19 protein-coding genes are annotated in these 23,932 nt (G+C 71.4%); 14 read left to right on the top strand and 5 right to left on the bottom strand.

Features of this window, described 5'->3' with window-relative positions; genetic code table 11:
• Positions 1–46: 46 nt before the first annotated feature.
• Together holA and LCC91_RS11665 are read left to right on the top strand one after the other, a co-directional pair.
• Positions 47–1,105: a DNA polymerase III subunit delta gene (gene holA / locus LCC91_RS11670; protein WP_043702310.1), complete on the top strand. Its 1,059-nt coding sequence runs from the start codon at positions 47–49 to the stop codon at positions 1,103–1,105.
• Between the two features lie 21 nt (positions 1,106–1,126).
• A complete protein-coding gene (locus tag LCC91_RS11665) occupies positions 1,127–1,723 on the top strand; it encodes a C40 family peptidase (RefSeq protein ID WP_058616557.1) in 597 nt (198 codons plus the stop codon).
• A gap of 6 nt (positions 1,724–1,729) precedes the next feature.
• Here the strand turns inward: LCC91_RS11665 and LCC91_RS11660 are convergent, their stop codons facing one another.
• Entirely contained in the window at positions 1,730–2,329 is a 600-nt protein-coding gene (locus LCC91_RS11660; protein ID WP_082007647.1) for a glutathione peroxidase, read from the bottom strand.
• 112 nt (positions 2,330–2,441) lie between these two features.
• Positions 2,442–5,198 carry a bifunctional [glutamate--ammonia ligase]-adenylyl-L-tyrosine phosphorylase/[glutamate--ammonia-ligase] adenylyltransferase gene (gene glnE / locus LCC91_RS11655; protein WP_052231678.1) on the bottom strand — a complete coding sequence of 919 codons (2,757 nt, stop codon included), beginning with the start codon at positions 5,196–5,198 and terminating at the stop codon, positions 2,442–2,444.
• 11 nt (positions 5,199–5,209) lie between these two features.
• On the opposite strand from glnE, the gene LCC91_RS11650 reads away from it, so the two are divergent.
• From LCC91_RS11650 to LCC91_RS11610, 9 genes are all read left to right on the top strand, one after another.
• Positions 5,210–9,373, top strand: coding sequence for a YhdP family protein (locus LCC91_RS11650; protein ID WP_143898514.1), 4,164 nt, complete (start codon positions 5,210–5,212; stop codon positions 9,371–9,373).
• Complete coding sequence (locus tag LCC91_RS11645) at positions 9,370–10,176, top strand: carbon-nitrogen hydrolase family protein (RefSeq protein ID WP_043702318.1); 807 nt, start codon at positions 9,370–9,372, stop codon at positions 10,174–10,176. Before LCC91_RS11650 ends, LCC91_RS11645 begins: the two co-directional genes overlap by 4 nt.
• Before the next feature lie 360 nt (positions 10,177–10,536).
• Positions 10,537–11,715 carry a murein transglycosylase A gene (mltA, locus tag LCC91_RS11640; RefSeq protein WP_318010114.1) on the top strand — a complete coding sequence of 393 codons (1,179 nt, stop codon included), beginning with the start codon at positions 10,537–10,539 and terminating at the stop codon, positions 11,713–11,715.
• 48 nt (positions 11,716–11,763) lie between these two features.
• The gene (locus LCC91_RS11635; protein ID WP_143898105.1) at positions 11,764–12,822 is read left to right on the top strand and encodes a 6-phosphofructokinase; all 1,059 of its coding nucleotides are present in this window, start codon (positions 11,764–11,766) and stop codon (positions 12,820–12,822) included.
• Between the two features lie 202 nt (positions 12,823–13,024).
• A complete protein-coding gene (locus tag LCC91_RS11630) occupies positions 13,025–14,587 on the top strand; it encodes an ABC transporter substrate-binding protein (RefSeq protein ID WP_143898106.1) in 1,563 nt (520 codons plus the stop codon).
• A gap of 116 nt (positions 14,588–14,703) precedes the next feature.
• On the top strand, positions 14,704–15,684 hold the full coding sequence (locus LCC91_RS11625) for an ABC transporter permease (RefSeq protein ID WP_043702325.1): 981 nt from the start codon (positions 14,704–14,706) through the stop codon (positions 15,682–15,684).
• A 28-nt stretch (positions 15,685–15,712) separates the two neighbouring features.
• Positions 15,713–16,630, top strand: a complete 918-nt coding sequence (locus tag LCC91_RS11620; protein WP_043702328.1) for an ABC transporter permease — start codon at positions 15,713–15,715, stop codon at positions 16,628–16,630.
• 19 nt (positions 16,631–16,649) lie between these two features.
• On the top strand, positions 16,650–17,654 hold the full coding sequence (locus LCC91_RS11615) for an ABC transporter ATP-binding protein (RefSeq protein WP_143898078.1): 1,005 nt from the start codon (positions 16,650–16,652) through the stop codon (positions 17,652–17,654).
• Positions 17,651–18,697 (top strand): ABC transporter ATP-binding protein, encoded by a 1,047-nt coding sequence (locus LCC91_RS11610; protein WP_224440938.1) that lies wholly within the window; start codon positions 17,651–17,653, stop codon positions 18,695–18,697. The genes LCC91_RS11615 and LCC91_RS11610 overlap by 4 nt, the downstream gene beginning before the upstream one ends.
• A gap of 214 nt (positions 18,698–18,911) precedes the next feature.
• On the opposite strand, the gene LCC91_RS11605 is transcribed toward LCC91_RS11610, so the two are convergent.
• From LCC91_RS11605 to tsaB, 3 genes are read right to left on the bottom strand one after another with little or no spacing between them, the layout of a single operon-like run.
• On the bottom strand, positions 18,912–19,994 hold the full coding sequence (locus LCC91_RS11605; protein ID WP_082007650.1) for a uracil-DNA glycosylase: 1,083 nt from the start codon (positions 19,992–19,994) through the stop codon (positions 18,912–18,914).
• The gene (gene rimI, locus LCC91_RS11600) at positions 19,991–20,581 is read right to left on the bottom strand and encodes a ribosomal protein S18-alanine N-acetyltransferase (RefSeq protein ID WP_082007651.1); all 591 of its coding nucleotides are present in this window, start codon (positions 20,579–20,581) and stop codon (positions 19,991–19,993) included. The genes LCC91_RS11605 and rimI overlap by 4 nt, the downstream gene beginning before the upstream one ends.
• A gap of 13 nt (positions 20,582–20,594) precedes the next feature.
• Positions 20,595–21,536: a tRNA (adenosine(37)-N6)-threonylcarbamoyltransferase complex dimerization subunit type 1 TsaB gene (tsaB, locus tag LCC91_RS11595; RefSeq protein WP_052231670.1), complete on the bottom strand. Its 942-nt coding sequence runs from the start codon at positions 21,534–21,536 to the stop codon at positions 20,595–20,597.
• 146 nt (positions 21,537–21,682) lie between these two features.
• Between tsaB and LCC91_RS11590 the strand changes: the two genes are divergently transcribed.
• The 3 genes from LCC91_RS11590 (at position 21,683) to LCC91_RS11580 (ending at position 23,929) form a co-directional block, all read left to right on the top strand.
• Entirely contained in the window at positions 21,683–21,988 is a 306-nt protein-coding gene (locus LCC91_RS11590) for a type II toxin-antitoxin system RelB/DinJ family antitoxin (RefSeq protein WP_043702334.1), read from the top strand.
• The gene (locus LCC91_RS11585; RefSeq protein WP_052231671.1) at positions 21,933–22,283 is read left to right on the top strand and encodes a type II toxin-antitoxin system YafQ family toxin; all 351 of its coding nucleotides are present in this window, start codon (positions 21,933–21,935) and stop codon (positions 22,281–22,283) included. The genes LCC91_RS11590 and LCC91_RS11585 overlap by 56 nt, the downstream gene beginning before the upstream one ends.
• A 173-nt stretch (positions 22,284–22,456) precedes the next feature.
• Positions 22,457–23,929, top strand: coding sequence for a DUF3375 domain-containing protein (locus tag LCC91_RS11580; protein WP_043702336.1), 1,473 nt, complete (start codon positions 22,457–22,459; stop codon positions 23,927–23,929).
• The last annotated feature ends 3 nt before the right edge of the window (positions 23,930–23,932 follow it).

The raw sequence follows: 23,932 nt of genomic DNA, 5'->3' as shown, positions 1-23,932 counted from the left end.
GGATCGAGCCGAGTCCATAGTGTGACACGGCTCTAGAATGGTTGCCATGCTCATCGGTGCCGCCCAGTTGCCCGCCCAGCTCCAGCGCGCGCTGGCGCCACTGTACGTCGTCCACGGCGACGAGGCGCTGTTGGTGCAGGAAGCGGCCGATGCGATCCGCGCGGCCGCGCGCGCCGCGGGGCACACCGAGCGCACGGTCTTCACGGTGACCGGCGCGCACACCGATTGGAGCGCGATTCTCGCCGCCGGCGGGGCGCTGAGCCTGTTTGCGGACAAGCGGCTGGTGGAGGTGCGCATTCCGTCTGGCAAACCGGGCAAGGAGGGTGCAGAGGCGCTGCAGCGGCTGGCGGCGTCGGCCGCGGCATCGACCGACACCGTGACCTTGGTGCTGCTGCCGCGGCTGGATGGGGCGACGCTCAAAAGCGCGTGGTTTGCGGCCCTGCAGACGCACGGCGTGGCGGTGCGGGTGGACCCGGTGGAGCGGGCGCAGCTGCCGGGCTGGATCGCCCAGCGCCTGCGGGCGCAGGGGCAACACGTCGCCGCGGGCGAGGAGGGGCAGCGCACGCTGGCGTTCCTGACCGACCGGGTCGAGGGCAATCTGCTCGCCGCGCACCAGGAGATCGCCAAGCTCGGCCTGCTGTATCCGCCGGGGGAGCTGTCGTTCGAGCAGGTGCGCACCGCGGTGCTCGACGTGGCGCGGTACGACCCGTTCCGGTTGCCCGAGGCGGTGCTCGACGGCGAGCCCGCGCGCGTGCAGCGGATGCTGGATGGCCTGCGCGCCGAGGGCGTGGCACCGGTGCCGGTGCACTGGGCGCTGGCGGAAGAGGCGCGCACGCTGCACCGTGTGCGGCTGGCCCTGGACGGGGGGCAGCCGTTGCCACTGGCCCTGCGCGAGCAGCGTGTCTGGGGCCCGCGCGAAAAGCGCTACGAGCGCCTGTTGCCGCGGCTGCGCACGGCCCAGACCGGCCGCTGGCTGGCCGAGGCGCAGACGGTGGACGGCATCGTCAAAGGGCTGTCGATGCCCGAGTGGCCCGCCGATCCGTGGCAGGCGCTGCACCGGCTGGCGCAGTCGATGACGGCGGGGTGTACCGCGGCACTGCGGTGAGTTCTGCTACGATCAAAGGCTATGCGTCGTCTCGCCGTCCTGACCGTGGGTGGGTTGTTCGCCCTGACCCTGCATGCCGCGCCCGTCGATTTCGACGGCGATCCCGCGCTCGCGCCAGAGACCGGGATCGCGGCGACGACGGTCAGCCTCCCGGTCGCGTCCAGCGGCGCCGCTTGGCTGCAACAGCTTCAGACGGTCGGCATGGAAACCGGGGAGACGGCGACCCGGCTGCTGCACACCGCGCTCGGCCTGATCGGCGTGCCCTACCGCCGCGGGGGCAACAGCGCGGAGACGGGTTTCGACTGCAGCGGCTTCGTGCGCTACGTCTACGCGAACACGCTGGGCCTGGTGCTGCCCCGCCGCGCCGCCGAGCAGGCGCAGGCGACGACCCCGATCGCGAAGGACGAGTTGCGCCCTGGTGATCTGGTGTTTTTCAACACGATGCGGCGGGCGTTCAGCCACGTCGGCGTGTATCTGGGCGACGGCAAGTTCATCCACTCGCCGAGCAAGGGCGACCACGTCAAGATCAGCGACATGAACGACCGCTACTGGGCGCGCCGCTTCAATGGCGCGCGCCGGGTGGACGCTGCCGCGGCGCCACAGCCCGCGGTGCGCTGAGGTCGTTCACGAGGCGCCGAGCAGCCGCTCGATATCGCGGCGCAGCGTGGCGCTGTCGGGGGCGGTCAGGCTGTTGTAGGCGAGGACCGTGCGCCCGTCGCGGCTGATCAGGTATTTGTAGAAATTCCACTTCGGCGTGGTGCCGGTGCGCTCGACCAGCTGCTTGAACAGCGGGTTGGCCTGCGGGCCGCGCACGTGCGATTTGACGAACATCGGGAACTGCACGCCGAAGGTGTTTTCGCAGAACTCGGCGATCTGCTGGTTGCTGCCGGGCTCCTGCTGGCCGAAGTCGTTGGACGGAAAGCCGAGCACGACGAAACCCCGCTCGCGGTAGCGCCGATAGAGCTCTTCCAGCCCTTTGTACTGCTGCGTGAAGCCACAGTAGCTGGCGGTGTTGACGACCAGCACCACCTGCCCGGCGTACTGGCACAGGTCCTGGGGTTTTTCGTCCTGCAGCCGACCGAAGCGGTGCTGCAGGATGGCGGGGCAGGCGGCGGTGTTCGGCGCCGGAGTGGACGGTGCGGGGGCGGTGTGGGCGTTCATCGGTAACGGGGTCGTGACGGCGGCCAGGGCCGCCAGGGCAAGCAGGGTTCGACGGCGCATCATCGGCGGACACTCGCAACGGGCTACGGTAGACACGATGGTAGGGCGCGGCCGGCGTCGGGGTGGCGCGGCGGCCGCACACCCGCGCCGCCGGTGGGGTCGGGGCCGCGCGCGCTCAGCCGAGCACGTGCCGCCACAGCGCCATGACCGCCTCGCGCTCGGACGCGACTTCCGCCGGGTCGAGCTGGGTGCTTGCCTCGTCCAGCCGCGCGCGGTGTTGGCGCTGGCGCAGCACGCGGTAGGCGTCGGCCGCGCCCCGCCCCACCCCCGGGGGCAGCAGCCCGGCGTCTTCCGCGCGTTGCAGCAGCGCGATGTTGCCCGCGTTGTCGCGCAGCGGCGGGTGCGCCGCGCTGTGCGCGAGCACCAGGTACTGCACCGCAAACTCGACGTCGATCATGCCGCCGGGGCTGTGCTTGAGGTCGAAGCGACCGGGGCGCACCGGGTGCGCGTCGTAGAGGCGCTGGCGCATCGCGCGGATCTCGGCGGCGAGCGCCTGCGCGTCGCGCGGCGCGGTGATGACCGCCTCGCGCACGGCGTCGAAGCGGGCGCGCAGGTCGTCGGCGCCGACGACGAAGCGCGCGCGCGTCATCGCCTGGTGCTCCCAGGTCCACGCGGTGTTGCTGCCGCGGTTTTGCTGGTAGTTGGCGTAGGCCTCGAAGCTCGTGACCAGCAGGCCGGAGTTGCCGTTGGGCCGCAGCGCCGTGTCGATCTCGAACAGGTCGCCCTCGCCGGTCTTGACGGTCAGCCAGTTGATGAGTTTGCGCACGAAGGCGGTGTAGACCTCCGGCGCGCGCTCGTCCTCGTCGTCGTACACGAACACGATGTCGAGGTCGCTGCCGTAGCCGAGCTCCTTGCCGCCGAGCTTGCCGTAGCCGATGATCGCGTGGCGCGGTGTGTCGCGGTGCCGCTGTTTCAGGCGCTGCCAGCACCAGCGGCCGGTCACGTCGAGCACGGCGTCGGCCAGGGCACTCAGGTCGTCGGCCACCTGCTCCACCGTCAGCAGGCCTTCGATGTCGCGCGCCAGCGTGCGAAAGACCTCCGCATGGTGCGCGCGGCGCAGCAGGTCCAGCAGCGCCTCGTCGTCGTCCTCGCCGGTTTTGTGCAGCGACCAGCGGCGCGCCTCCAGCTCGGCCTGGAAGGCGACCGCGTCGAAGCGGCTCTCGAACAGCTCGCGGCTGGCCAGCTCGTCGATGACGCCCGGGTGGCGCAGCAGGTAGCGCGCCGGCCAGCGGGCTGCGCCCAGCACGCGCAGCAGCCGCTCGTGCACCGCGGGGCGCTCCTGCAGCAGGGCCAAGTAGCTCTCGCGCCGCAGCAGCGGCTCGAGCCAGTCGGCCAGGCGCACCGCGGCGGTTTCGCTGACGCGCCCGGCGTCGATCCACGCGCCGGTGCGCTCGACGAGTCGGGTCAGGCGCACGCGCGCATCCTCGCGCAGCGCGAGCACGCGCGGATGGTCGCACCAGGGTGCCACGCGCGCCGCAAAGCTCGCCGGCAGCTGGGGCAGCACGGCCTGCAGGTCTTCGATCGCGCTGCGGCCGTGGCCGTTGCAGCCCTTGCCCTGACAGCTCCCGTTGGCGTCGCCGAGCAGGGTGTCGAATTCCTCGGCGACCACCTCGCGGTGGGCGTCGAGCGCACTCAGAAACGCCGCGGCGCTGTCGTAGCCCATCGTCGCGGCGATCCAGGCGAGGTCGTCGTCGCGCGTCGGCAGCACGTGCGTCTGCTGGTCGTCCAGGTACTGGATGCGGTGCTCGACCCGGCGCAAAAAGACATAGGCGTCGGCGAGCTGGCGCGCCTTGTCCGCTGGCATCAGCCCGGCCTGCGCCACGCGCTGCAGCGCCTGCAGCGTCGCGCGGGTGCGCAGCTCCGGGAACTGCCCGCCGCGCACCACCTGCAGCAGCTGCACGATGAACTCGATTTCGCGGATGCCGCCGCGGGAGAGCTTGACGTCGTGCGCGCGTTCCGGGTGGCCGGCGGCGCGGCGCGCGGCGTGCTCGCGGATCTGCCGGTGCAGCCGACGCAGCGCCTCGAAGACGCCGTAGTCCAGATAGCGCCGGAACACGAACGGCAGTACGACGGGGCGCAGCCACTGCCCCGTGCCGTCGCGCCGCGCGCTGTCGGCCGGGGCGACGACGCGGCTCTTGAGCCACGCGAAGCGCTCCCACTCCCGCCCCTGCAGCAAGAAATAGTCCTCCAGCGCCCCGAGCGACACCGCCGGTGGACCGGAGTTGCCGTGCGGCCGCAGCGCCAGGTCGATGCGAAACGCCTGCCCGTGCTCGGTGACGTCGGCGACCAGCGCGTGGATGCGCTTGACCAGCTTGCCAAAGTACTCGTGGTTGCTGATGCGCTGGCGGCCCTGAGGGTCGCCGCACGTCTCGCCGTCACCTTCGTAGACGTAGATCAGGTCGATGTCGCTGGAGACGTTGAGTTCGCGCGCGCCGAACTTGCCCATGCCGACGATCCACCAGCCGCAGCGGCGCGGCCCCTCGGCGAGGGCGGGGGGCAGCGGCCCGGGCGGGCCGTCCTCCGGGGGCTGGGGCATCCCGTGGATTGCGTCGAGTTCGGCGCACGCGACCCGGGCGGCTTCGTCGAGCACGCGCTCGGCGAGCGCCGTGACGCCGCGCGTGACGACCTCCAGCGGCGCCCCCGCCTCGCAATCCAGCACCGCGAGGCGCTCCAGCGTCAGGTGGCGCAACACGCGCAGCGCCGCGTCCAGCGCATAGCCGCGCGCGCGCAGCGCCTGCAGAGCGTCGGCCAGCGTCTGGTGGGTCGGGGGGCCGGGGGGCAGCAGCGCCAGCTCGTCACCGTAGCGGCGGCGCACGCGCTGGACGAACCGGCTGTGGTCGGCGCGGGCCGAACCAACGGGGACACTCGACATCATAATTTCGTGTGACTCCAACGCCCGCCTCCTCCACCGCCCCGCGACGGCTGCGCCTGCTGGCGTGGGGATCGGGTCTGCTTCTTGCGCTGGCGGTGCTGGCCTGGGCCGTGCTGCTCGCCGCCTGGGGCGTTCTCCATGGGTGGATTGTGCCGCGTGCCGACGCGTGGCGCCCGGCGCTGGAGGCGGTGGCCACACGCGCGCTGGGGGTGCGCGTGAGTATCGGGGCGATCGAGGCCACGACCACCGGCGCGGTGCCGGCGTTCACGCTGCGCGATGTGCGGCTGCACGACGCGGCCGGCCACGAGGCGCTGCACCTGCCGCGCGTGCTGGCGTCGTTGTCGGTGGCGTCGCTGGCGCGGCTCGGTGTGGAGCAGCTCGTCGTCGAAGGGCCGACGCTGGAGGTGCGCCGCCTGGCCGACGGGCGGCTGCAGGTCGCCGGGATCGCCGTGCAGGACACGCAGGGCGACAGCGCGGCGGCGGACTGGCTGTTCGATCAGCGCGAGTTTGCGCTGCGGGGGGGCACGCTGCGCTGGGTGGACGAGCAGCGCCCCGGCGCACCGCCGCTGGAACTGACCGACGTCGATCTGGTGCTGCGCAACCCGGGGCTGCGGCACGAGTTCCGGCTCGACGCCACACCGCCGGCCGACTGGGGCGAGCGCCTGAGCCTGCGCGGGCGTTTCACCCAGCCGTTCTGGGCCACGCACGAGGGCCGCTGGCGCGACTGGTCGGGCGAGGTCTTTCTGCTCGCCCCCTGGCTGGACGCGGCGCGGCTGGGGCAGTACGTCGACCTGGACGCGGACTGGGGCGTGCGGGAGCTGCGTGCCGCGGGGGCCCTGCGCCTGTGGGCGCAGATCCGGCGCGGCCAGTGGTTGGGCGCGACGGCCGACGTGCACTGGCAGGATGCGCGCATCGTCTGGGTACCTTCGGTGGGACCGACGGTGGAGCCGCTGGCGGTCACGCACGTGGCGGGGCGCCTCGCGGTGCAACGCGACGGCGACACCACCACCTGGGAGACCCAGGGCCTGACGATCACCACGGCCGATGGGGGCGCGTGGCCGCGGGGGGACGTGCGCTTTGCCTACACGCTGGCACCGGACGGCGGGCTGCGCCGGTGGACGCTGACGTCGGACCGGCTCGATCTCGGCGTGTTGCAGCGGCTGGCGCGCGTACTGCCCGTGGGCGAGGCGGTCAACCGCTGGGCGGAGTCGGCGCAGCCCACGGGCGTGGCGGAGGGGCTGACCCTGCGCTGGTCCGCCGCGGCGCAGCCCGGCGGGCGCGATGCGTGGGCTGCGCGCGGCCGCGTGCGCGGGCTCGGCATCCGCCCGGGGGACGCGCCGGCAGCGCCGACCGACGGGACGGCGTACGGTCGCCCGGGGCTGGAGGGGGTGGACGCGGAGTTCGACTTCGACGAGCGCGGCGGCCAGGCCACGCTGGCGCTGCACCGCGGGGCGCTGGTCTTTCCTGGCGTGTTCGAGGAGCCGCGCCTGCCGTTCGACGAGTTGTCGGCAGAGCTGCGCTGGACCGTGCAGGGCGATGCGATCACGGTCGACGTGCCGCGGCTGGCGTTTGCCAATGCGGACGCCGCCGGCAATGGCCGGCTGCGCTGGCGCACCGCCGACCCGGCGCGCAGCAGCGCGCGCGACCGCTTCCCCGGCGTGCTGTCGCTGGACGTGCGGCTGACGCGGGCCGATGGGGCGCGCGTCGTGCGCTACCTGCCGCTGACCGTGGGGGACGACACCCGGGCGTACCTGAAGGCGGCGATTCGCGCCGGCCGCGCCCGGGAGGCCACCTTCCGCGTCGAGGGCGACCTGTGGGACTTCCCCTTTGCCGAAGCGCGCCAGGGCCAGTTCGAGGTGCGGGCGCAGCTGCAGGGGGTGGCGTTCGACTATGCGCCGCGGGCGTTGCTCGGCGCCGACGCCGTGCCCTGGCCCGCGCTCGACGACGTAAGCGGCGAGCTGCGCATCGACGGCGCGCGCCTCGAGATCCGGGGCGCCACCGGGCGCGCCGCCGATCAGCCGACGCTGCGTGTGCAGCAGGCGAACGCCGTCATCCCGGACTATATGGCCGACGCCCCGCAGTTGCGGGTCGACGGCCTGGTCCGGGGGCCGGGAGAGGAGGCGTTGCGTTTCGTTGCCGCGTCGCCGCTGCGGGAGATGACGGCGGGGGCGCTGGACGCTGCGCGCCTGAGCGGCGCGGTGGACGTCGCGCTGCAGCTGCGCCTGCCGTTGGATGACGCGGCGCGCACGCAGGTGCAGGGCCAGGTGCGCTTCAGCGGCAACGACGTGTCGCTGGGACCGGACGTCCCGACGCTGGAGGGGGTGCGCGGCACGCTCGACTTCCATGAACAGGGGTTTCGTCTCGGCGCGATGAGCGCGCGCGTGCTCGGCGGCGAGTTGCGCTTCGGGGGCGGGATGACCCAGCGCGACGGAGTCCCGACGCTGCGCTTCCAGGGGCAGGGCAGCGTGAGCGCCGCGGGCCTGGCCGCGAGCCGCGACTGGGCATGGGCGCGTTGGCTCGGGCGCCACGCCCGGGGCGCGGCGGCGTACACGCTGTCGGTTGGCGCCGGGCCCGACGGGGTCGAGTGGCGCTTCGACAGCGACCTGCGCGGCCTGGCGCTCGCGCTGCCGGCGCCGCTGGCCAAGCCGGAGGCGGCGGCCTGGCGGCTGCGCGTCGGGGCGGAGCCGCTGCCGCGCCCGTCCGCGGACGGCGCGCGCACGCGTGACCGGCTGTGGCTGGCGCTGGAGCCCGACGGGTCGGCCCCCGCCGTGCGCGCCGAGTACGAGCGCGAACACGAGGGCGCGAGCACGCGCGTGCGGCGTGGCCGACTCGCGCTCGGGGCGCCGCTGCCGGACTGGCCGGAGGCGGGGGTGCTCGCGCTGCTGCAGGTGCCGGCGCTGGACGCCGACGCCTGGCTGGCGGCGCTCGACGCCGGCGGTGGTGTCGGGGGCGACGCGACCAGGGCGATCCGGCCGGACCTGTACGGGCCCACCGATATCGGTGTCGTGGTCGATCGGCTTGTGCTGGGGGCGCGCCCGTTCGACGCCGTTGTCGCCGGTGGCACGCGCCGCGGAGATGACTGGCGGCTGACGCTGACCGCGCAGCAGCTCGAGGGGTACGTGGAGTACCGCGCCGGGGCGCAGGAGCGGGTGATGGCGCGGCTGGCGCGCTTGCGTTTGCCGCCCAGTGCGGCCGAGGATGTCGAACGCCTGGCCGCGCAGCCGCGCTCCGTGCCGGCGCTGGACGTCGTGGTGGAGGACTTCGAGCTGGCGGGGCGGCGCCTGGGGCGGCTGGACATCCAGGCCAGCAACCGCGAGGCGCTGCAGGGGGCGACGACGGTGCGCGAGTGGCGGCTGCAATCGCTGCGCCTGACGGTGCCGGAGGCGCGCCTGACCGCCAGCGGCAACTGGGCGCCGGCGTCACCCGCGCTCACCGCGCCGGGCCAGGCCGCGAGCGCCCGCCGCACGGCGCTGCAGGTGCGGCTCGACATCGACGACGCCGGGGCGCTGCTCGAGCGCTTTGGCTTCGCCGGGGTGCTGCGCGGCGGGCGCGGCCGGCTGGAGGGATCGATCGGCTGGTTCGGCTCGCCGCTGGCGCTGCACACGCCGACCCTGTCGGGCGAGCTGGCGCTGGACGTGCAGCGCGGGCAGTTTCTCAAGGCCGATCCTGGTATCGCCAAGCTGCTGGGGGTGCTGAGCCTGCAGTCGCTGCCGCGGCGGCTGGTGCTCGACTTCCGCGATGTGTTCAGCGAGGGGTTTGCGTTCGACTTCGTGCGCGGCAACGCGCGGCTGGCGCAGGGGGTGGCCAGCACCAACAACCTGCAGATGAAGGGCGTGAGCGCCGCGGTCCTGATCGAAGGCAGCGCCGATCTCGTGCGCGAGACGCAGGACCTCACCGCGGTGGTGGTACCCGAACTCAACGCCGGCACCGCATCGCTGGTGGCGACGATGATCAACCCGGTCACGGGGCTGGGCAGCTTTCTCGCCCAGTGGCTGCTGCGCGAGCCGCTGCAGGCCGCCGCGACGCAGACGTTTCGCATCACCGGCTCGTGGGCCGATCCGCAGGTGGAGCGCGTTGCGCGTACGAGTACGATACCGACTGCGGAAAAACCCGCGACAGCGGACAACCCCGCGAACGCGCAAAACCCCGCCACCCCCTCGGAGCGCACCCCATGAAAGTCGCCGCCATTCAGATGGTCTCCGGCATCAGCATCGAGCGCAACCTGGCGCAGGCGCATGAGCTGCTCGACCAGGCGCGCCATGCGGGGGCCGAGCTGGCCGTGCTGCCCGAGTATTTCTGCTTCATGGGCGAGCGCGACGCCGACAAGCTCCTCATCGCGGAGACGCCGGGGCTGGGCACGGTGCAGGATTTTCTGGCCGACACCGCGCGCGAGCTCAAGCTGTGGATCGTCGGTGGCACGGTACCGCTGGCGACCGACGACCCGCAGCACGCGGCCAACGCCTCGCTGGTGTACGACCCCGCGGGGCGCTGCGTCGCGCGCTACGACAAGATCCACCTCTTTCGCTTCCACGACGGCCGCCAGGGGTACGACGAGGCGGCCGTGCTCAAGGCCGGCGACCAACCGGTGGCGTTCACGCTGACCGACCGCAGCGGGGTGGCGTGGCGCGTGGGCTTGAGCGTGTGTTACGACCTGCGTTTTCCGGAGCTGTACCGGCAGCTCGCCGCCGACGTGCTGCTGGTGCCGGCCGCGTTCACCCACGTCACCGGGCAGGCGCACTGGGAGGTGCTGCTGCGCGCGCGCGCGATCGAGAACCAGGCCTACGTCATCGCCAGCGCGCAAGGCGGCGTACACGAAAATGGCCGCCACACCTGGGGCCAGAGCATGGTGGTCGACCCGTGGGGGGTCGTGCTGGCGCAGCAGGCCACCGGGCCGGGCGTCGTGATCGCGGAGATCGACCGCGCGCGCCTGCTCGACGTGCGCCAGCGCCTGCCCGCGCTGCAGCACCGGCGCCTGTGAGCGCCGCTCAGCCCGGCGGGCGGTCGTCCGCCGGCGCGGCGCCGGGGGCGGGCGGGGTGTGCGCGGCGGGGGCGGGGGCGCGGCGTCCGGCGGTTCGCCGCGGCGGCGGCCGGCGAACATGGTCCACCAGACGATGAAGACGAACAACAGCAGCGCGCCGAGCGCTTCGAGCAGCAGCAGGGTCATCGGATGAGCAGCGCAATCGAACGGGGGCTTGACAAAGTCGGGCGGGGCCGCGGGCGACCGTGGGCGTTTGTCGGCGTGTGCGCCGGTTGGTTCGCGCTCCTCGCCGGGCTCGGCGGCTGCGCCAGCGTGCCCCCGCCACAGGATAGCGCGGGCGGGCCCGCGCCGACCGTCGGGGTGGAGTCGGTTTCGGCGGCGTCGGTTCCTCCCGCGCCATCGCCGCTGGCCCCGCCCCCTGCCCCGGCCCCGCTCGCAGGCACGTTGCTGGCGCTGGTCGATGGAGCGGGCGAGCCGGCCGTGACGCCCGACGCGCCGGTGTGGCTCTCGGCCGACGCCGCCGCGCTGCCGCCCCCGCTGCGGCGCGGGACGGCGCTATGGCAGCCGGTGCGCTGGCGCGACCTGCCGGGCTGGGGCCGCGACGCGCTGCACGAGGCGTGGAACGCGTGGCTGCGCAGCTGCGAGCGCCCCGTGGCCCCCTGGACCGCGTTGTGCGCGGAGGTGCGCCAGCTCACGCTCGCCGACGAGGCCGCGCGCCATGCGTGGGTGATGCGGCGGCTGCAGCCGTACCGCGTGCTCGCCGCCGATGGCGACAACCGCCCCGGGTTGCTGACCGGCTACTACGAACCCGAATTCGATGCCAGCCGCGTGCGCACGTCGACACATCGCGTGCCGCTGTACGCGCCGCCGGGTGCGCTGGCGGCGGCCGGCAACCGCCCGCTGTGGACGCGGCAGCAGATCGACACCGACCCGGCCGTGCAGGCGCAGCTGCCGGTGCTGGCGTGGCTGGCCGACCCGCTCGACGCGCTGCTGCTGCAGATCCAGGGGTCGGGACGGCTGCGCGTGCAGGAGCCCGACGGGCGCGTGTCCTACGTGCGGCTGGCATTTGCCGCCACCAACGGGCATCCGTACCAGAGCGTGGGGCGCTGGCTGTTGCAGCGCGGCGAGATCCGCGACGGCACCTGGGAGGCGATCCGTGCCTGGGCCGCGGCCAACCCGCAGCGCGTGGACGAGCTGCTGTGGGCCAACCCACGCGTGGTCTTTTTCCGCGAGGAGCCGCTGTCGGCGCTCGACGCGCAGTTCGGCCCGCGCGGGGCGCAGGGTGTGGCGCTGACGCCGTTGCGCTCGGTCGCGGTGGACCGCGACGCGATCCCCTACGGCACCCCGCTGTGGCTGGTGTCCAGCGGCCCGGTGGCGCGGCTGCAGCGGCTCGTGCTGGCGCAGGACACGGGCAGCGCCATCGTCGGCGCGGTGCGGGCCGATTTCTTCACCGGCTGGGGCGACGGCGCCTATACACTGGCCGCGGGGCTCAAGCAGCCGCTGCAGCTGTGGGCGCTGTGGCCGCGCTCCCAACCGTGACCCATCCAGCGGCCCTCCACGAACTCTTCACGTAAGACTCCCATGGCGTTGCGTATCGGCATCCTCACCGGCGGCGGCGACTGCCCCGGACTCAATGCGGTCATCCGCGCGGTGGCCAAGTCGCTGATGCGCCAGTGCGGTGCCACCGTCATCGGCATCGCCGATGGCTTTGCGGGCCTGATGGAAGCCGCGCCGCGCGTGCGCGAGCTGACGTGGGAGTCGGTCAGCGGCATCTTGATGCGCGGCGGCACGATCCTCGGGACCAGCAACCGCGCCAACCCGCTGCGCAGCGAGGCCGACACCGCGCGCGTCCTCGAGCACGCGCGCGCGCTCGGTCTGCAGGCGCTGGTGGTGATCGGCGGTGACGGCAGCATGGCGATCGCGCACGGACTCAGCCAGCGCGGGCTGCCCATCGTCGGCGTGCCCAAGACCATCGACAACGATATCCTGGGCTGCGAGCGCAGCTTCGGCTTCGACACGGCGGTGGCCACCGTGACCGAAGCCATCGAGCGGCTGCAGACGACCGCGGAGAGCCACGGGCGCGTGATGATCGTCGAAACGATGGGGCGCTACGCGGGGTGGATCGCGCTGGAGGCGGGGTTGGCCGGCGCGGCCGATGTCATTTTGTTGCCCGAGATCGACTACGACGTCGAGGCGGTCGCAGCGGTGTGCCGCGCGCGCGCGCAGCGCCAGCGCTACACGCTCATCTGCATCGGCGAAGGGGCCAAGCCGATCGGCGGTGAGCTGACCGTGCAGCGGCGCATCGCCGACAGCCCCGATCCGATCCGGCTCGGCGGTGTCGCACACGCGCTGCGCGAAGCGCTGGAAGTGCGGCTCGACGTCGAGGTGCGCGCTACCGTCCTCGGTCACGTGCAGCGCGGCGGCGCGCCCACGCCGTTCGACCGCGTGCTGGCCACGCAATTCGGCAACGAGGCCGCGCAGCTCGTCATGCAGGGCGCGTTCGACCGCATGGTCACGCTGCAGGAAGGGCGGCTGACCAGCGTGTCGCTGGCGGCCGTCGCGCACGGCAGCCGCTGCGTGCCGCAGGACCACCCGCTGTTGCGCGCCGCGCGCCAGATCGGCGTGTCGCTGGGCGAGCCGGCGTAACGGCCCGTTCGCGGCGCATCGGCGGCACATCCCGTGTGTCGTCGGGACGACATGCTCGGCGGGCGTGGTGCGGCGTATCTCCCGCGAGGGTTGGGGTTACGGGTAAACCCGTGCCGAAACGGCCCGGCGACTCGGGCATAGTAACGGGATGTTCATATTCGGAGGTTTTCGCATGGCACACACCCGTTTTCGCCTGAAGCCGATGCTGTTGGCCGCCGGGGCCGCGCTGGCGCTGGGCCTGTCCGCCGCGCACGCCAAGCCGTTCAAGTGGTCCAGCGCGGGCGATATCACGACGTGGGATATCCACACGCAGAACAATGGCCTGCAAAACGGCATCCACGCCGCGGTGTACGAGTCGCTCGTGTACTACAACAGCAAGACCTTCAAGGTCGAACCGGTGCTGGCCGAGTCGTGGCGCGAGGTCAGCCCGACGCAGCTGCGCCTGAACCTGCGCAAGGGGGTCAAGTTCCACGACGGCAGCCCGTTCACGGCGGACGACGTGGTGTTCTCGATCCAGCGCGCGATGGCCAAGACGTCCAACTTCACCATCTACACGCAGGGCATCGACAAGGTGGTCAAGGTCGACGCGCACACCGTCGACATCTTCACCAAGGGGCCCAACCCCGTGCTGCTCAACCAGCTCACGGAGCTGCGCATGATGAGCAAGGCGTGGGCGGAAAAGAACAAATCCATCGAGCCCAAGGATATGAAGGGTACGGAAGAGACCTTTGCGCACCGCAACGCCAACGGCACCGGCCCCTACGTGCTCAAAGAGTGGGTGCCCGAGCAGCGTATCGTGCTGGAGCGCAACCCCAACTACTGGGGCAAGCTCGACACCAACGTCACGCAGATCGTCTACAACCCGATCAAGTCGGACGCCACACGCATGGCCGCGCTGCTGTCGGGTGAGGTGGACTTCGTGCTCGATCCGACGCCGCAGGACCTGCCGCGCCTGCGCAACAACCCGAATCTCAAGGTCATCGACGGCGTCGAAAACCGCACCATCTTCTTCGGTATGGACCAGCACCGCGACGAGCTGCCGGGCAGCAACGTCAAGGGCAAGAACCCGCTGAAGGACGTGCGCGTGCGCAAGGCGCTGTACCAGGCGATCGACATCGAGACCATCCGGCGCGTGACCATGCGCGGCTTGAGCCAGCCCACCGGTGCCCTCGTGGCACCGCAGGTGGCGGGCTGGAGCGAGTCGGTGCACAAGCGCTATCCATACGACGTCGAGGCGGCCAAGAAGCTGCTGGCCGACGCCGGCTACAAGGACGGTTTCGAGGTCGACTTCGCTTGTCCCAACAACCGCTACATCAACGACGAGCAGATCTGCCAGGCGGTGGCGGCGATGTGGGCCAAGATCGGCGTGAAGGCCAAGCTGCGCACGATGCCGCTGGTGACGTACTTTCCGATGATCCAGCGCTACGAGGCCAGCATTTACATGCTGGGCTGGGGGGTGCCCACATTCGATGCGATGTACACGCTGCAGTCGCTGCTGCACACACCGGGGCCGGGCGGTGACGGCAACTACAACGTGGGCCGCTACAGCAACCCGAAGATGGACGCGATCATCGACCGCGCCAAGACGGAAACCGACCCGTACATCCGGCCGCGCCTGCTGACCGAGGCGCTGCAGCTGCAAAACGACGACGTGGCGCACATCCCGCTGCACAACCAGATCATTCCGTGGGCGATGAAGAAGTCGATCGACGTCGTGCACCGCGCCGACAACCGCATCGACTGGCGCGTGCTCAAGGTCAACTGAGGTTGCGCTGATCCGCGCTCGGCCGCTGTCGTCTGCCCTTCGTGGCAGCGGTGCGCGGCAGGGCGCCCACCGTTTTGGACGGGCGGCACGGCAGTGCCGCCCGTTGGAGTGCTGGCATGTTGGCTTTCATTCTGCGCCGGCTGGCGCAAGCGGCGCTGGTCATGCTGACCGTGGCCTTCGTCGCGTTCATGCTGTTTCAGTACGTCGGTGACCCGGTGTTGCAGATCCTGGGGCAGGACGCCACCCCGGAGCAGGTGGCCGAGGCGCGCGCCGAGCTGGGGCTGGACCAGCCGTTTTACGTGCAGTTCGGCCGCTTCGTGTGGCACGCGCTGCAGGGCAATTTCGGGATGAGCATCCACCAGGGCGTGCCGGTGGCGCAGCTCATCGCCGAGCGCTTTCCCGCGACGCTGGAGCTGGCGCTGGTCGCGGCCACGCTCGCGCTGCTCGTCGGCATCCCGATGGGCGTGTACGCGGCGCTGCGCCGCGGCACTTTCCTCGCCCAGGTGTTCATGACGATCTCGCTGCTCGGGGTGTCGCTGCCGACGTTTCTGATCGGCATCTTGCTGATCCTCGTGTTCGCGGTGCACCTCGGGTGGTTTCCGAGCTTCGGCCGCGGTGAGGTGGTCGATCTGGGGGGGTGGACCACCGGGCTGCTGACGGCCAAGGGCTGGCACCACCTGGTGCTGCCGGCGGTGACGCTGGCGATCTTCCAGCTCACCCTCATCATGCGGCTGGTGCGCGCCGAGATGCTGGAGGTGCTGCGCACCGACTACATCAAGTTCGCGCGCGCTCGGGGCTTGAGCGACCGCGCGGTGCACTTCGGCCACGCGCTGAAGAACACGCTGGTGCCGGTGATGACGATCACGGGCCTGCAGCTTGGCGGCCTGATCGCCTTTGCGATCATCACCGAGACGGTGTTTCAGTGGCCCGGCATGGGGCTGCTGTTCATCCAGGCGGTGACGTTCGCCGACATCCCGGTGATGGCGGCCTACCTGTGCCTGATCGCGCTCATTTTCGTCGTCATCAACCTGATCGTCGATCTGCTGTATTTCGCCGTCGATCCGCGCCTGCGCCTCGACAAGGCCGGCGGCCACTGACGGCGATGCCTCCTCACAAAGGAAGGATATGTTGACCCAATCCTGGTGGATGCGCTGGTGGGACAGCGACATCGGTTACAGCTTTCGGTCGTCACCGACGGCCATCGTCGCGGCGCTGATCGCGCTCGTGTGCGGCCTGGCGGCGTTGTTCGCGCCCTGGGTGGCGCCGCATAATCCGTTCGATCTGGCGAGCCTCGACCTCGGCAGTGCGCGCTTGCCGCCGGCGTGGTATCCCGAGGGGCGATGGGAGTACCCGTTGGGCACCGACGACCAGGGGCGCGACATCCTGTCGGCGCTGATCTACGGCGCGCGTATCTCGCTGTTCGTCGGCCTGGCCTCGGTGGTGCTGTCGGTGCTGCTGGGCGTGACGCTGGGCCTGCTGGCGGGCTTTCTGGGCGGCTGGGTGGACGGCGTGCTGATGCGCCTGTGCGACGTGATGCTGTCGTTTCCGGCCATTCTGATCGCGCTGCTGATCGCCGGGGTCGGGCGGGCGCTGTTTCCCAACGCGCACGAGACGCTCGCCTTTGGCGTGTTGATCCTGTCGATCACGCTGACCGGCTGGGTGCAGTACGCGCGCACGGTGCGCGGCTCGACGCTGGTCGAGCGGCAGAAGGAGTACGTGCAGGCGGCGCGCGTCATCGGCGTGTCGCCGCTGCGCATCATGCGCCGCCACGTGCTGCCCAACGTGCTGGGGCCTGTGCTGGTGCTGGCCACGATCCAGGTGGCCACCGCCATCATCACCGAGGCGACGCTGAGCTTTCTCGGGGTCGGCGCGCCGCCGACGTCGCCGTCGCTGGGCACGCTGATCCGCATCGGCAACGACTACCTGTTCTCCGGCGAGTGGTGGATCACCATCTTCCCCGGCGTGATGCTGGTGCTCATTGCCCTTAGCGTCAACCTGCTGGGCGACTGGCTGCGCGATGCGCTCAACCCGCGCCTGCGCTGACCCCGGGGAGGCCACCGACATGGACAAACTGCTCGAAGTCAAAGACCTGGTCGTGGAATTTCCCACCCGCCGCGGCGTGCTGCGCGCGCTCGACGGCGTCTCGTTCGACATCGCGCCGGGCGAGATCCTGGGCGTCGTCGGCGAATCCGGCGCGGGCAAATCGCTCACCGGCGCGGCCATCATCGGCCTGCTGGAGCCGCCGGGGCGCATCGCCGGCGGCGAGATCCGCCTGCAGGGCGAGCGCATCGACCACCTCCCGCCCGCGCAGATGCGGCGCATCCGCGGGCGGCGCATCGGCGCGATCTTTCAGGACCCGCTGACCTCGCTCAACCCGCTCTACACCATCGGCCAGCAGCTGACCGAGACGATTCTGACGCACCTGGACGTCTCGCCTGCCGAGGCGCGCGCGCGCGCCATCCGGCTGCTGCAGGAAACCGGCATCCCCGCGGCGGAGCAGCGCATCGACCACTACCCGCACCAGTTCTCCGGCGGCATGCGCCAGCGGGTGGTCATCGCGCTGGCGCTCGCCGCCGAGCCGCAGCTGGTGGTGGCCGACGAGCCCACCACGGCGCTGGACGTCTCGATCCAGGCGCAAATCATCACGCTGCTCAAGCGCATCTGCCGCGAGCGCGGCGCGGCCGTAATGCTGGTCACGCACGACATGGGCGTCATCGCCGAGACCTGCGACCGGGTGGCCGTCATGTACGCGGGCCGCGTGGCCGAGATCGGGCCGGTGCACGACGTCATCCACCACCCCGCGCACCCGTACACGGCGGGGCTGATGCGCTGCATCCCGGACATGGAGATGGAGCGCGAGCGGCTGCACCAGATCGACGGTGCCATGCCGCGCCTGACCGAAATCCCGCGCGGCTGTGCGTTCCACCCGCGCTGCGAGAAGGCCATGCTGCGCTGCCACGACCAGCGCCCCCACCTGATGCCGGCCGGCGCCACCCGCGCCGCGTGCTGGCTGCACGAGTCGGCCACGCCCGACGCGACCCCGGCTGCCGCGGAGATGACCCGATGAGTACCGCTGTGATGGAAAACGCCGCCCCTCGCGCGGCGCAAGCCGGTGCGACCGCCCCGCTGGTGGTCGTGGAAGACCTGGCGCGCACCTTCGACGTGTCGGTGCCGTGGCTCAACCGCGTGCTGGAGCGCAAGCCGCGCCAGCTGCTGCATGCCGTCGACGGCGTCAGCTTCGAGATCGCGCGCGGTCAGACGCTGGCGCTGGTGGGCGAGTCCGGCTGCGGCAAGAGCACCGTCGCGCGCCTGCTGGTGGGCCTGTACACCCCCACGCGCGGACGTTTTCTGTTCGACGGGCAGGACGCGCACGCGGCGTACGCCAGCGCGCCAGGCCGCCAGCTGCGCCGGCGCATCCAAATGATCTTCCAAGACCCGTACGCCAGCTTGAACCCGCGCTGGCGCGTGGAGGACATCGTCGCCGAGCCACTGCGCGAGCATGGGCTGATGACCGACGCGGCGGCGCTGCGCGAGCGCGTGGGGGAGCTGCTGCGCTCGGTGGGCCTGAGCCCGCACGACATGGTCAAGTACCCGCACCAGTTCTCCGGCGGGCAGCGCCAGCGCATCTCGATCGCGCGCGCGCTGGCCACGCGGCCGGATTTTCTGGTGTGCGACGAGCCGACCTCGGCGCTGGATGTGTCGGTGCAGGCGCAGGTGCTCAACATCATGAAAGACCTGCAGCGCCAGCAGGGACTGACCTACCTCTTCATCAGCCACAACCTGGCGGTGGTGCGCCACGTCAGTGACCACGTCGGCGTGATGTACTTGGGGCGGCTGGTGGAGCTGGCCGACAAGCACACGCTCTTTGCGCAGCCACGCCATCCGTACACGCGCATGCTGCTGGACGCGATCCCGAAGCTGCACGACACCGGCCGCGCGCGCACGCCCGTGCAGGGCGAGGTGCCCAACCCGCTCAACCCGCCCAGCGGTTGCGCCTTCCACCCGCGCTGCCCGCACGCCAATGCGCGCTGCAGCGCCGAGCGGCCGGTGCTGCGCGCCATCGGCGGTGTGCGCGTCGCCTGCCACGCGGTGGAAGAGGGACGCCTGTGAAGGGATCGGTGCTTGGCACGGTGGGGGGCTATTGCGCCGGCGCGGTTTTGTCCTGAATCCCCCCGCTTGTGTTGCGAGCGCATAACGCTGCGGGAGCGTCAAAAACCTCTTCGTACCGGATCCGTCAAGAGCCCCTCTCTACCGTAATGGACGCCCGGGACTTTCGATCGTAACGCACCGGCGCGCGGGGCTTTGCCGCCGGTGGCGTGGCCCGCTAGCCGCGCGCCCCGAGCCCATCGGCCGTTTCCAGCGCCAGGCACAGGTCGGCCCAGGCCTTGGCCTTTTCGGCGGGGCTGCGCAGCAGATAGGCCGGGTGGTAGGTGACGATCACCGGCAGCGTCTGCTCCCCCAGCCGGGCGTGGTGCACGCGCCCGCGCAGCCGCCCCAGCGGCGTGCGCAGCAGCGCCTCTGGGCTGTCGCAGCCGCCTTCGGCCAGCAGCGTGTGCGCCGCGAAGCGTCCCATCGCCAGCACGAGGCGCGGGCGCAGCAGCGCGATCTGGCGCAGCAGGTACGGCGTACAGCGGGCGATTTCCTCCGGCTCCGGGTTGCGGTTGCGCGGCGGGCGGCACTTGATGACGTTGGCGATATAGACGCCCTCACCACGGCGCAGGCCCATTGCCGCGAGCATCCGGTCGAGCAGCTGGCCCGCGCGCCCGACGAACGGCTCACCCTGCCGGTCTTCCTCCTCGCCCGGCGCCTCTCCGACGATCAGCCAGTCCGGCTGCCGGTCGCCAACGCCCGGCACCGCCCGCTGACGGCATTGCGCCAGCGCGCAGCGCTGGCAGGCGTGGATGGCGGCCTCCAGCGCGTCCCACCCCAGGGTGGCGATGGCGTCCGGTGTGGGGTCGGTAAGCGCCGCCGCATTGGCCGGTGGCGCCGATGGCCTGCTGGGAGCGGACGCTGGCCCGTGCACATCCGCGGATCGGGCCGGCTGCGCTGGAAGTGCCACCCCCCGCGCGGTGGTGGCAGCGGGCTCGCTCGCTCCCCGCGCGCTGCTGCCATCCGCCGCGAGGGGCGGATGGATAGCGGCGGGGCGTGTGGGCACGTCGGATGGCGATACGGCGGCCGGGGAGGCGCTTGCGGGGACCGCGGTGGTGGCGGGGCTCGCCGCAGCGGCCGCCGATCCCGCTTGAGGCTGGCGGTGCGTCGTCCCGCGGGCGGCTGGCGTGGATGCGTCCGCGGACGTCGGTGGGCGCGGCAGCAGCGCGCGCGGCGCCCACCAGGGGGATACGCCCATCTCCGCCAGCATCGCGGTGCGGCGCTCGTCCAGATGCGGCAGGGCCCGCGGCAGCGTCATCGGCCGTTCGCCTCCGTGGCCACGAGGGGCAGGTCGCGGCGCATCACGATCGCGTCCTCGCGCCGCTGGTCCGTGTCGGGGTAATAGCCGCGGCGCACGCCCACGGTTTGCCACCCTTCGGATGCGTAGAGCGTGCGGGCGGCCGTGTTGCTGGCACGTACCTCGAGCCACAGGCAGGCCGCACCTTGTTGGGCGGCCCAGTCGCGCAAGGCCCGCAGCATCCAGCGACCCCAACCCGCACGGCGGTGCGCCGGGGCCACGGTGATGTCGAGCAGGTGCGCCTCGTCCACTCCCGGCATCGCCACCAGGTAGCCCAGCAGCCAGTGGCCCTCAGCCGTGCGCGGGGCGTGCACCCAGTGCCGTGGGTCGCTCGCCGGGTCCGGCCGCAGCGTGAGCATCCGACACCAATACCCGGCCACCAGCGAATCCTCGAAATGCCGTGCCTTCCACGGGTGCGCGTGGGCGGTCTTGGCCACCTCGGCTACGAGGGGAATGTCGGCCGGCGTCATCGCCCGCCACACGAGGCGCGCCGCATCGGCGGGGGCGCGGGGCGGTGGAGCCGTGGGAGCGTCGAGGGCGTCCAGCATCGCGGGGTTTCCTTCACGCCGCGGCCCGCTGCGCCCGCAGCGCCGCCTGTTCCTCCACCGTCAGCGCCACCTTGTCGCGCACGTACAGCGGTTGCGCGGCCGCGGCCGGCACGCATCGCCTGGCCGCCACGCCCGCCGCCGCCAGCCGCAGCAGCGCGTCCGCACGCGGCCACGCCGCTCGCGCGCCGGTTTGCCACGCGAGCGGCAGCCGGGTGCCGTACACCGGGACGACGTTGCCCGCGAGCAACCATCGTGGGCTGCCGGGATCGGGTGTTGGCAGCGCCTCGGGGGGGTACAGGCGTGGCGGGCTCAGCTCGCGCCAACCACCGACGGGGTCCCAAGCGTAAGTCGCGGCGTAGACTTCATCCATGCGCGCGTCCAACGCAGCCACGACGTGTCGCGAGGAGATACCGGTCGCGGGCGTGGTGCGGGCGGCTTCTGTGGTTGCGCCAGGGCGGCAATCGCTGACGGGTCCCCAGCGGGTTGCCGCTGCGGGCGGGTCCGCCGAGGCCGTCAAGGTCGATCCGGCCACGGTTTCGTGCGCCCCCGGCGGGAAGTGGTGCGGTTCCCCCTCTTGATCGGGGTCATCTGCGCGTGCTCCCTCCGCCACGGCCAGCAGCGTATCGAGCGGCAACACCGGGATGCCACCAGGGCGCGCCGCAACCGCCAGCCCCTGCACCACCGCACACGCCGTGCGGAGACCTGTGAACGACCCCGGCCCGCGTCCGAAGGCGATGCCGTCCAGCGTCGCCAGCGGCCACCCCACCCGCGCCAGCAGCTCGCGGATGGCGGGCAGCAGCGCGCGCGACGCCTCCGGGCCGCCCGCCCCCTCATACTGTGCCAGCGGCGGCCCGCCCGCTGGCCCCACGGCGACGCTCAGCCGGTCGGTGCTGGTGTCCAGCGCCAGCCACCGGGCCAGGCCCGGTGTCGGGGTGGGGGCAGCGGTTGTGTTCATGGTCGGGGATTATCGGGGGAGACGGCCGAAGCCGACACTTCGTTTCCATACGGACGGGGGATATCAGGAGGGCTGATGAAGTATGGCTTGACCGTATCGCATTTGCGATACACAATCGCGCCAACCACCGATCCGCAGAACTGAAGATGGCCCATTCCACGATGCTCCATGTCCGGGTGGACGACGACTTGAAGCGCCAAGCCAGCGAGGCGCTTGCGGCGATGGGGTTGTCTGTGTCCGACGCGGTGCGCATCCTGCTCAAGCGCGTGGTGCACGACCAAGCATTTCCGCTGGAGCTGAAGGTGCCCAACGCGCAGACCCGTGCCGCGATCGAGGAGGCCCGCGCCATGATGAAGGCCCGCGCGCTCCGGTTTGACGCCGCAGACACGCTCATCCATGACCTCGAAGAAAAAAGTGGTGGTGTCGCCCAAAAGGAACACCCCTGCGGATAGCAAGCGGACCATACCGCCGCGGGCGTGCGACTACACCAAGGCTTTCCTCAAAGACTGGGAGCGCCTCGCGCGCTCTGGTCGCTATGACCTGAGACGCCTCAAGGAGGTCATGCTGCTGCTTGTTGCGCGCGACGCGCCGCTCGGCCCCGAGTGGCTCGATCACCCGCTCAAGGGCGAATGGTCCGACCACCGGGAATGCCACGTTGGCGGCGACTTCCTGCTCATTTACCGCCTGGAAGGTGACGCGGTGATCTTCGTGCGTGCAGGAACGCACGCGGATTTGTTCGAGGAGTGACTCGGGTGAGGGATTGGCTGCCCGCTGGCTTCTCTATCCATCCGTCCTGCGGTTGAGTCACTGGCGCCATCCGGTTCGCCAGCACCTGGCCCACAGGCAAGCGACTGCCGCGTCGATGTGCTGTCACGGTCTGTCGGTCGATGCGCAGCGTCGCGTAGACTGCGCAGCTGACGATGGACCACGCCACCTTGATCGACCTGCGCGACCGGCACCCGGCTTGGCGGCTGTTGGCGTCGCCGCACGCGCCGCTCATCGCGAGCTTTCTGCACCGCGTCTTCGTGGCGCCCAACGTGCGGGTGATGAGCGAGGCCGATCTGGCCGAGGCGCTGGAGGATGCGCTGTTCGCGCTGCGCGAGCAGCTGGGGCCGGAGGCGTATCCCAAGGGCGCGCTGGAGTACCTCAACGACTGGGCCGCGCCAGACAAAGGCTGGCTGCGCAAGTTCTACAAGCCCGGCACGGACGAGGCGCAGTTCGACCTGACGCCTGCCACCGAGAAGGCCATCGCCTGGCTCGTTTCCCTCACCGAGCGACCGTTCGTCGGCACGGAGTCGCGGCTGCTCACGCTCTTTGCGCTGCTGGAACAGATCGTCGCGGGTACCGAGGACGATCCGATCCAGCGCGTCGCGGAATTGCGCAAGAAGCGGGACGCGCTGGATGCCGAGATTGCCCGTGTGCTGGCGGGCGAGGTTCCGCTTTTGGACGACACGGCGGTCAAGGACCGCTTTTTACAGTTCCAGCAACTGGCGCGCGAGCTGCTGGCGGATTTTCGCGAGGTGGAGCACAACTTCCGCCAGCTCGACCGCAAGGTGCGCGAGAAGATCGCGCTGTGGGAGGGCAGCAAGGGCGCGCTGCTCGATGAGATCATGGGCGAGCGCGACGCCATCGACGACTCCGACCAGGGGCGGAGTTTTCGCGCCTTTTGGGATTTTCTGATGTCCAGCCGTCGGCAGGAGGAGCTGTCGGCATGGCTGGACAAGGTGTTGGCGCTGCCTGCGGTTGTCCCGCTCGCGCCCGATGCGCGCCTGCGGCGCGTGCACTTCGACTGGCTGGAGGCGGGCGAGCACACCCAGCGCACCGTGGCGCAGCTCTCACAGCAGCTGCGCCGCTTTCTCGATGACCGGGCCTTTCTGGAGCACCGCCGCATCCTGGAGCTGCTGCGCGGCATCGAGAGCAAGGCGATCGGCCTGCGCGAAGCACCGCCCAAGGGTGTGGTGATGCATCTGGACGCGATGGCGGCGGAGATCGAACTGCCGCTGGAGCGCCCGCTGTTCACCCCCAGCGTCAAGCCGCGCCTGGCCGATCTGAACGTGCTGGCGGGCGAGGACGACGTGGACACCGCGCGCCTCTTTGGGCAGGTGGTGGTGGACAAGGCGCGCCTGCGCGCCAACGTGCAGCGGGCGCTGCGCCGCCAGCCGCAGATCACGCTGCGCGAGCTGCTGGAAGGGGAACCCTTGCACCAGGGCTTGGCGGAGCTGGTGGCGTATCTGGAGCTGGCCCACGCAGGAGCGGGTGAGGGCACACTCGCCGATTTTCGCGCACTGGTCGATGAGGAGGTGATCGAACCGATCCGCTGGCAGGCGTGCAGCCCCGCCGGCGAGACGGTGGTGCGTGAGGCCCGCGTGCCGCGGGTGATTTTTACTCGCTAGCGT

Origin of the sequence: Tepidimonas taiwanensis (assembly GCF_020162115.1) — a bacterium.
In the GTDB taxonomy this organism is placed as follows: domain Bacteria; phylum Pseudomonadota; class Gammaproteobacteria; order Burkholderiales; family Burkholderiaceae_C; genus Tepidimonas; species Tepidimonas taiwanensis.
The sequence above is the reverse complement of the archived record's forward strand: the minus strand, read 5'-3'. Positions and strand labels throughout refer to the sequence as shown.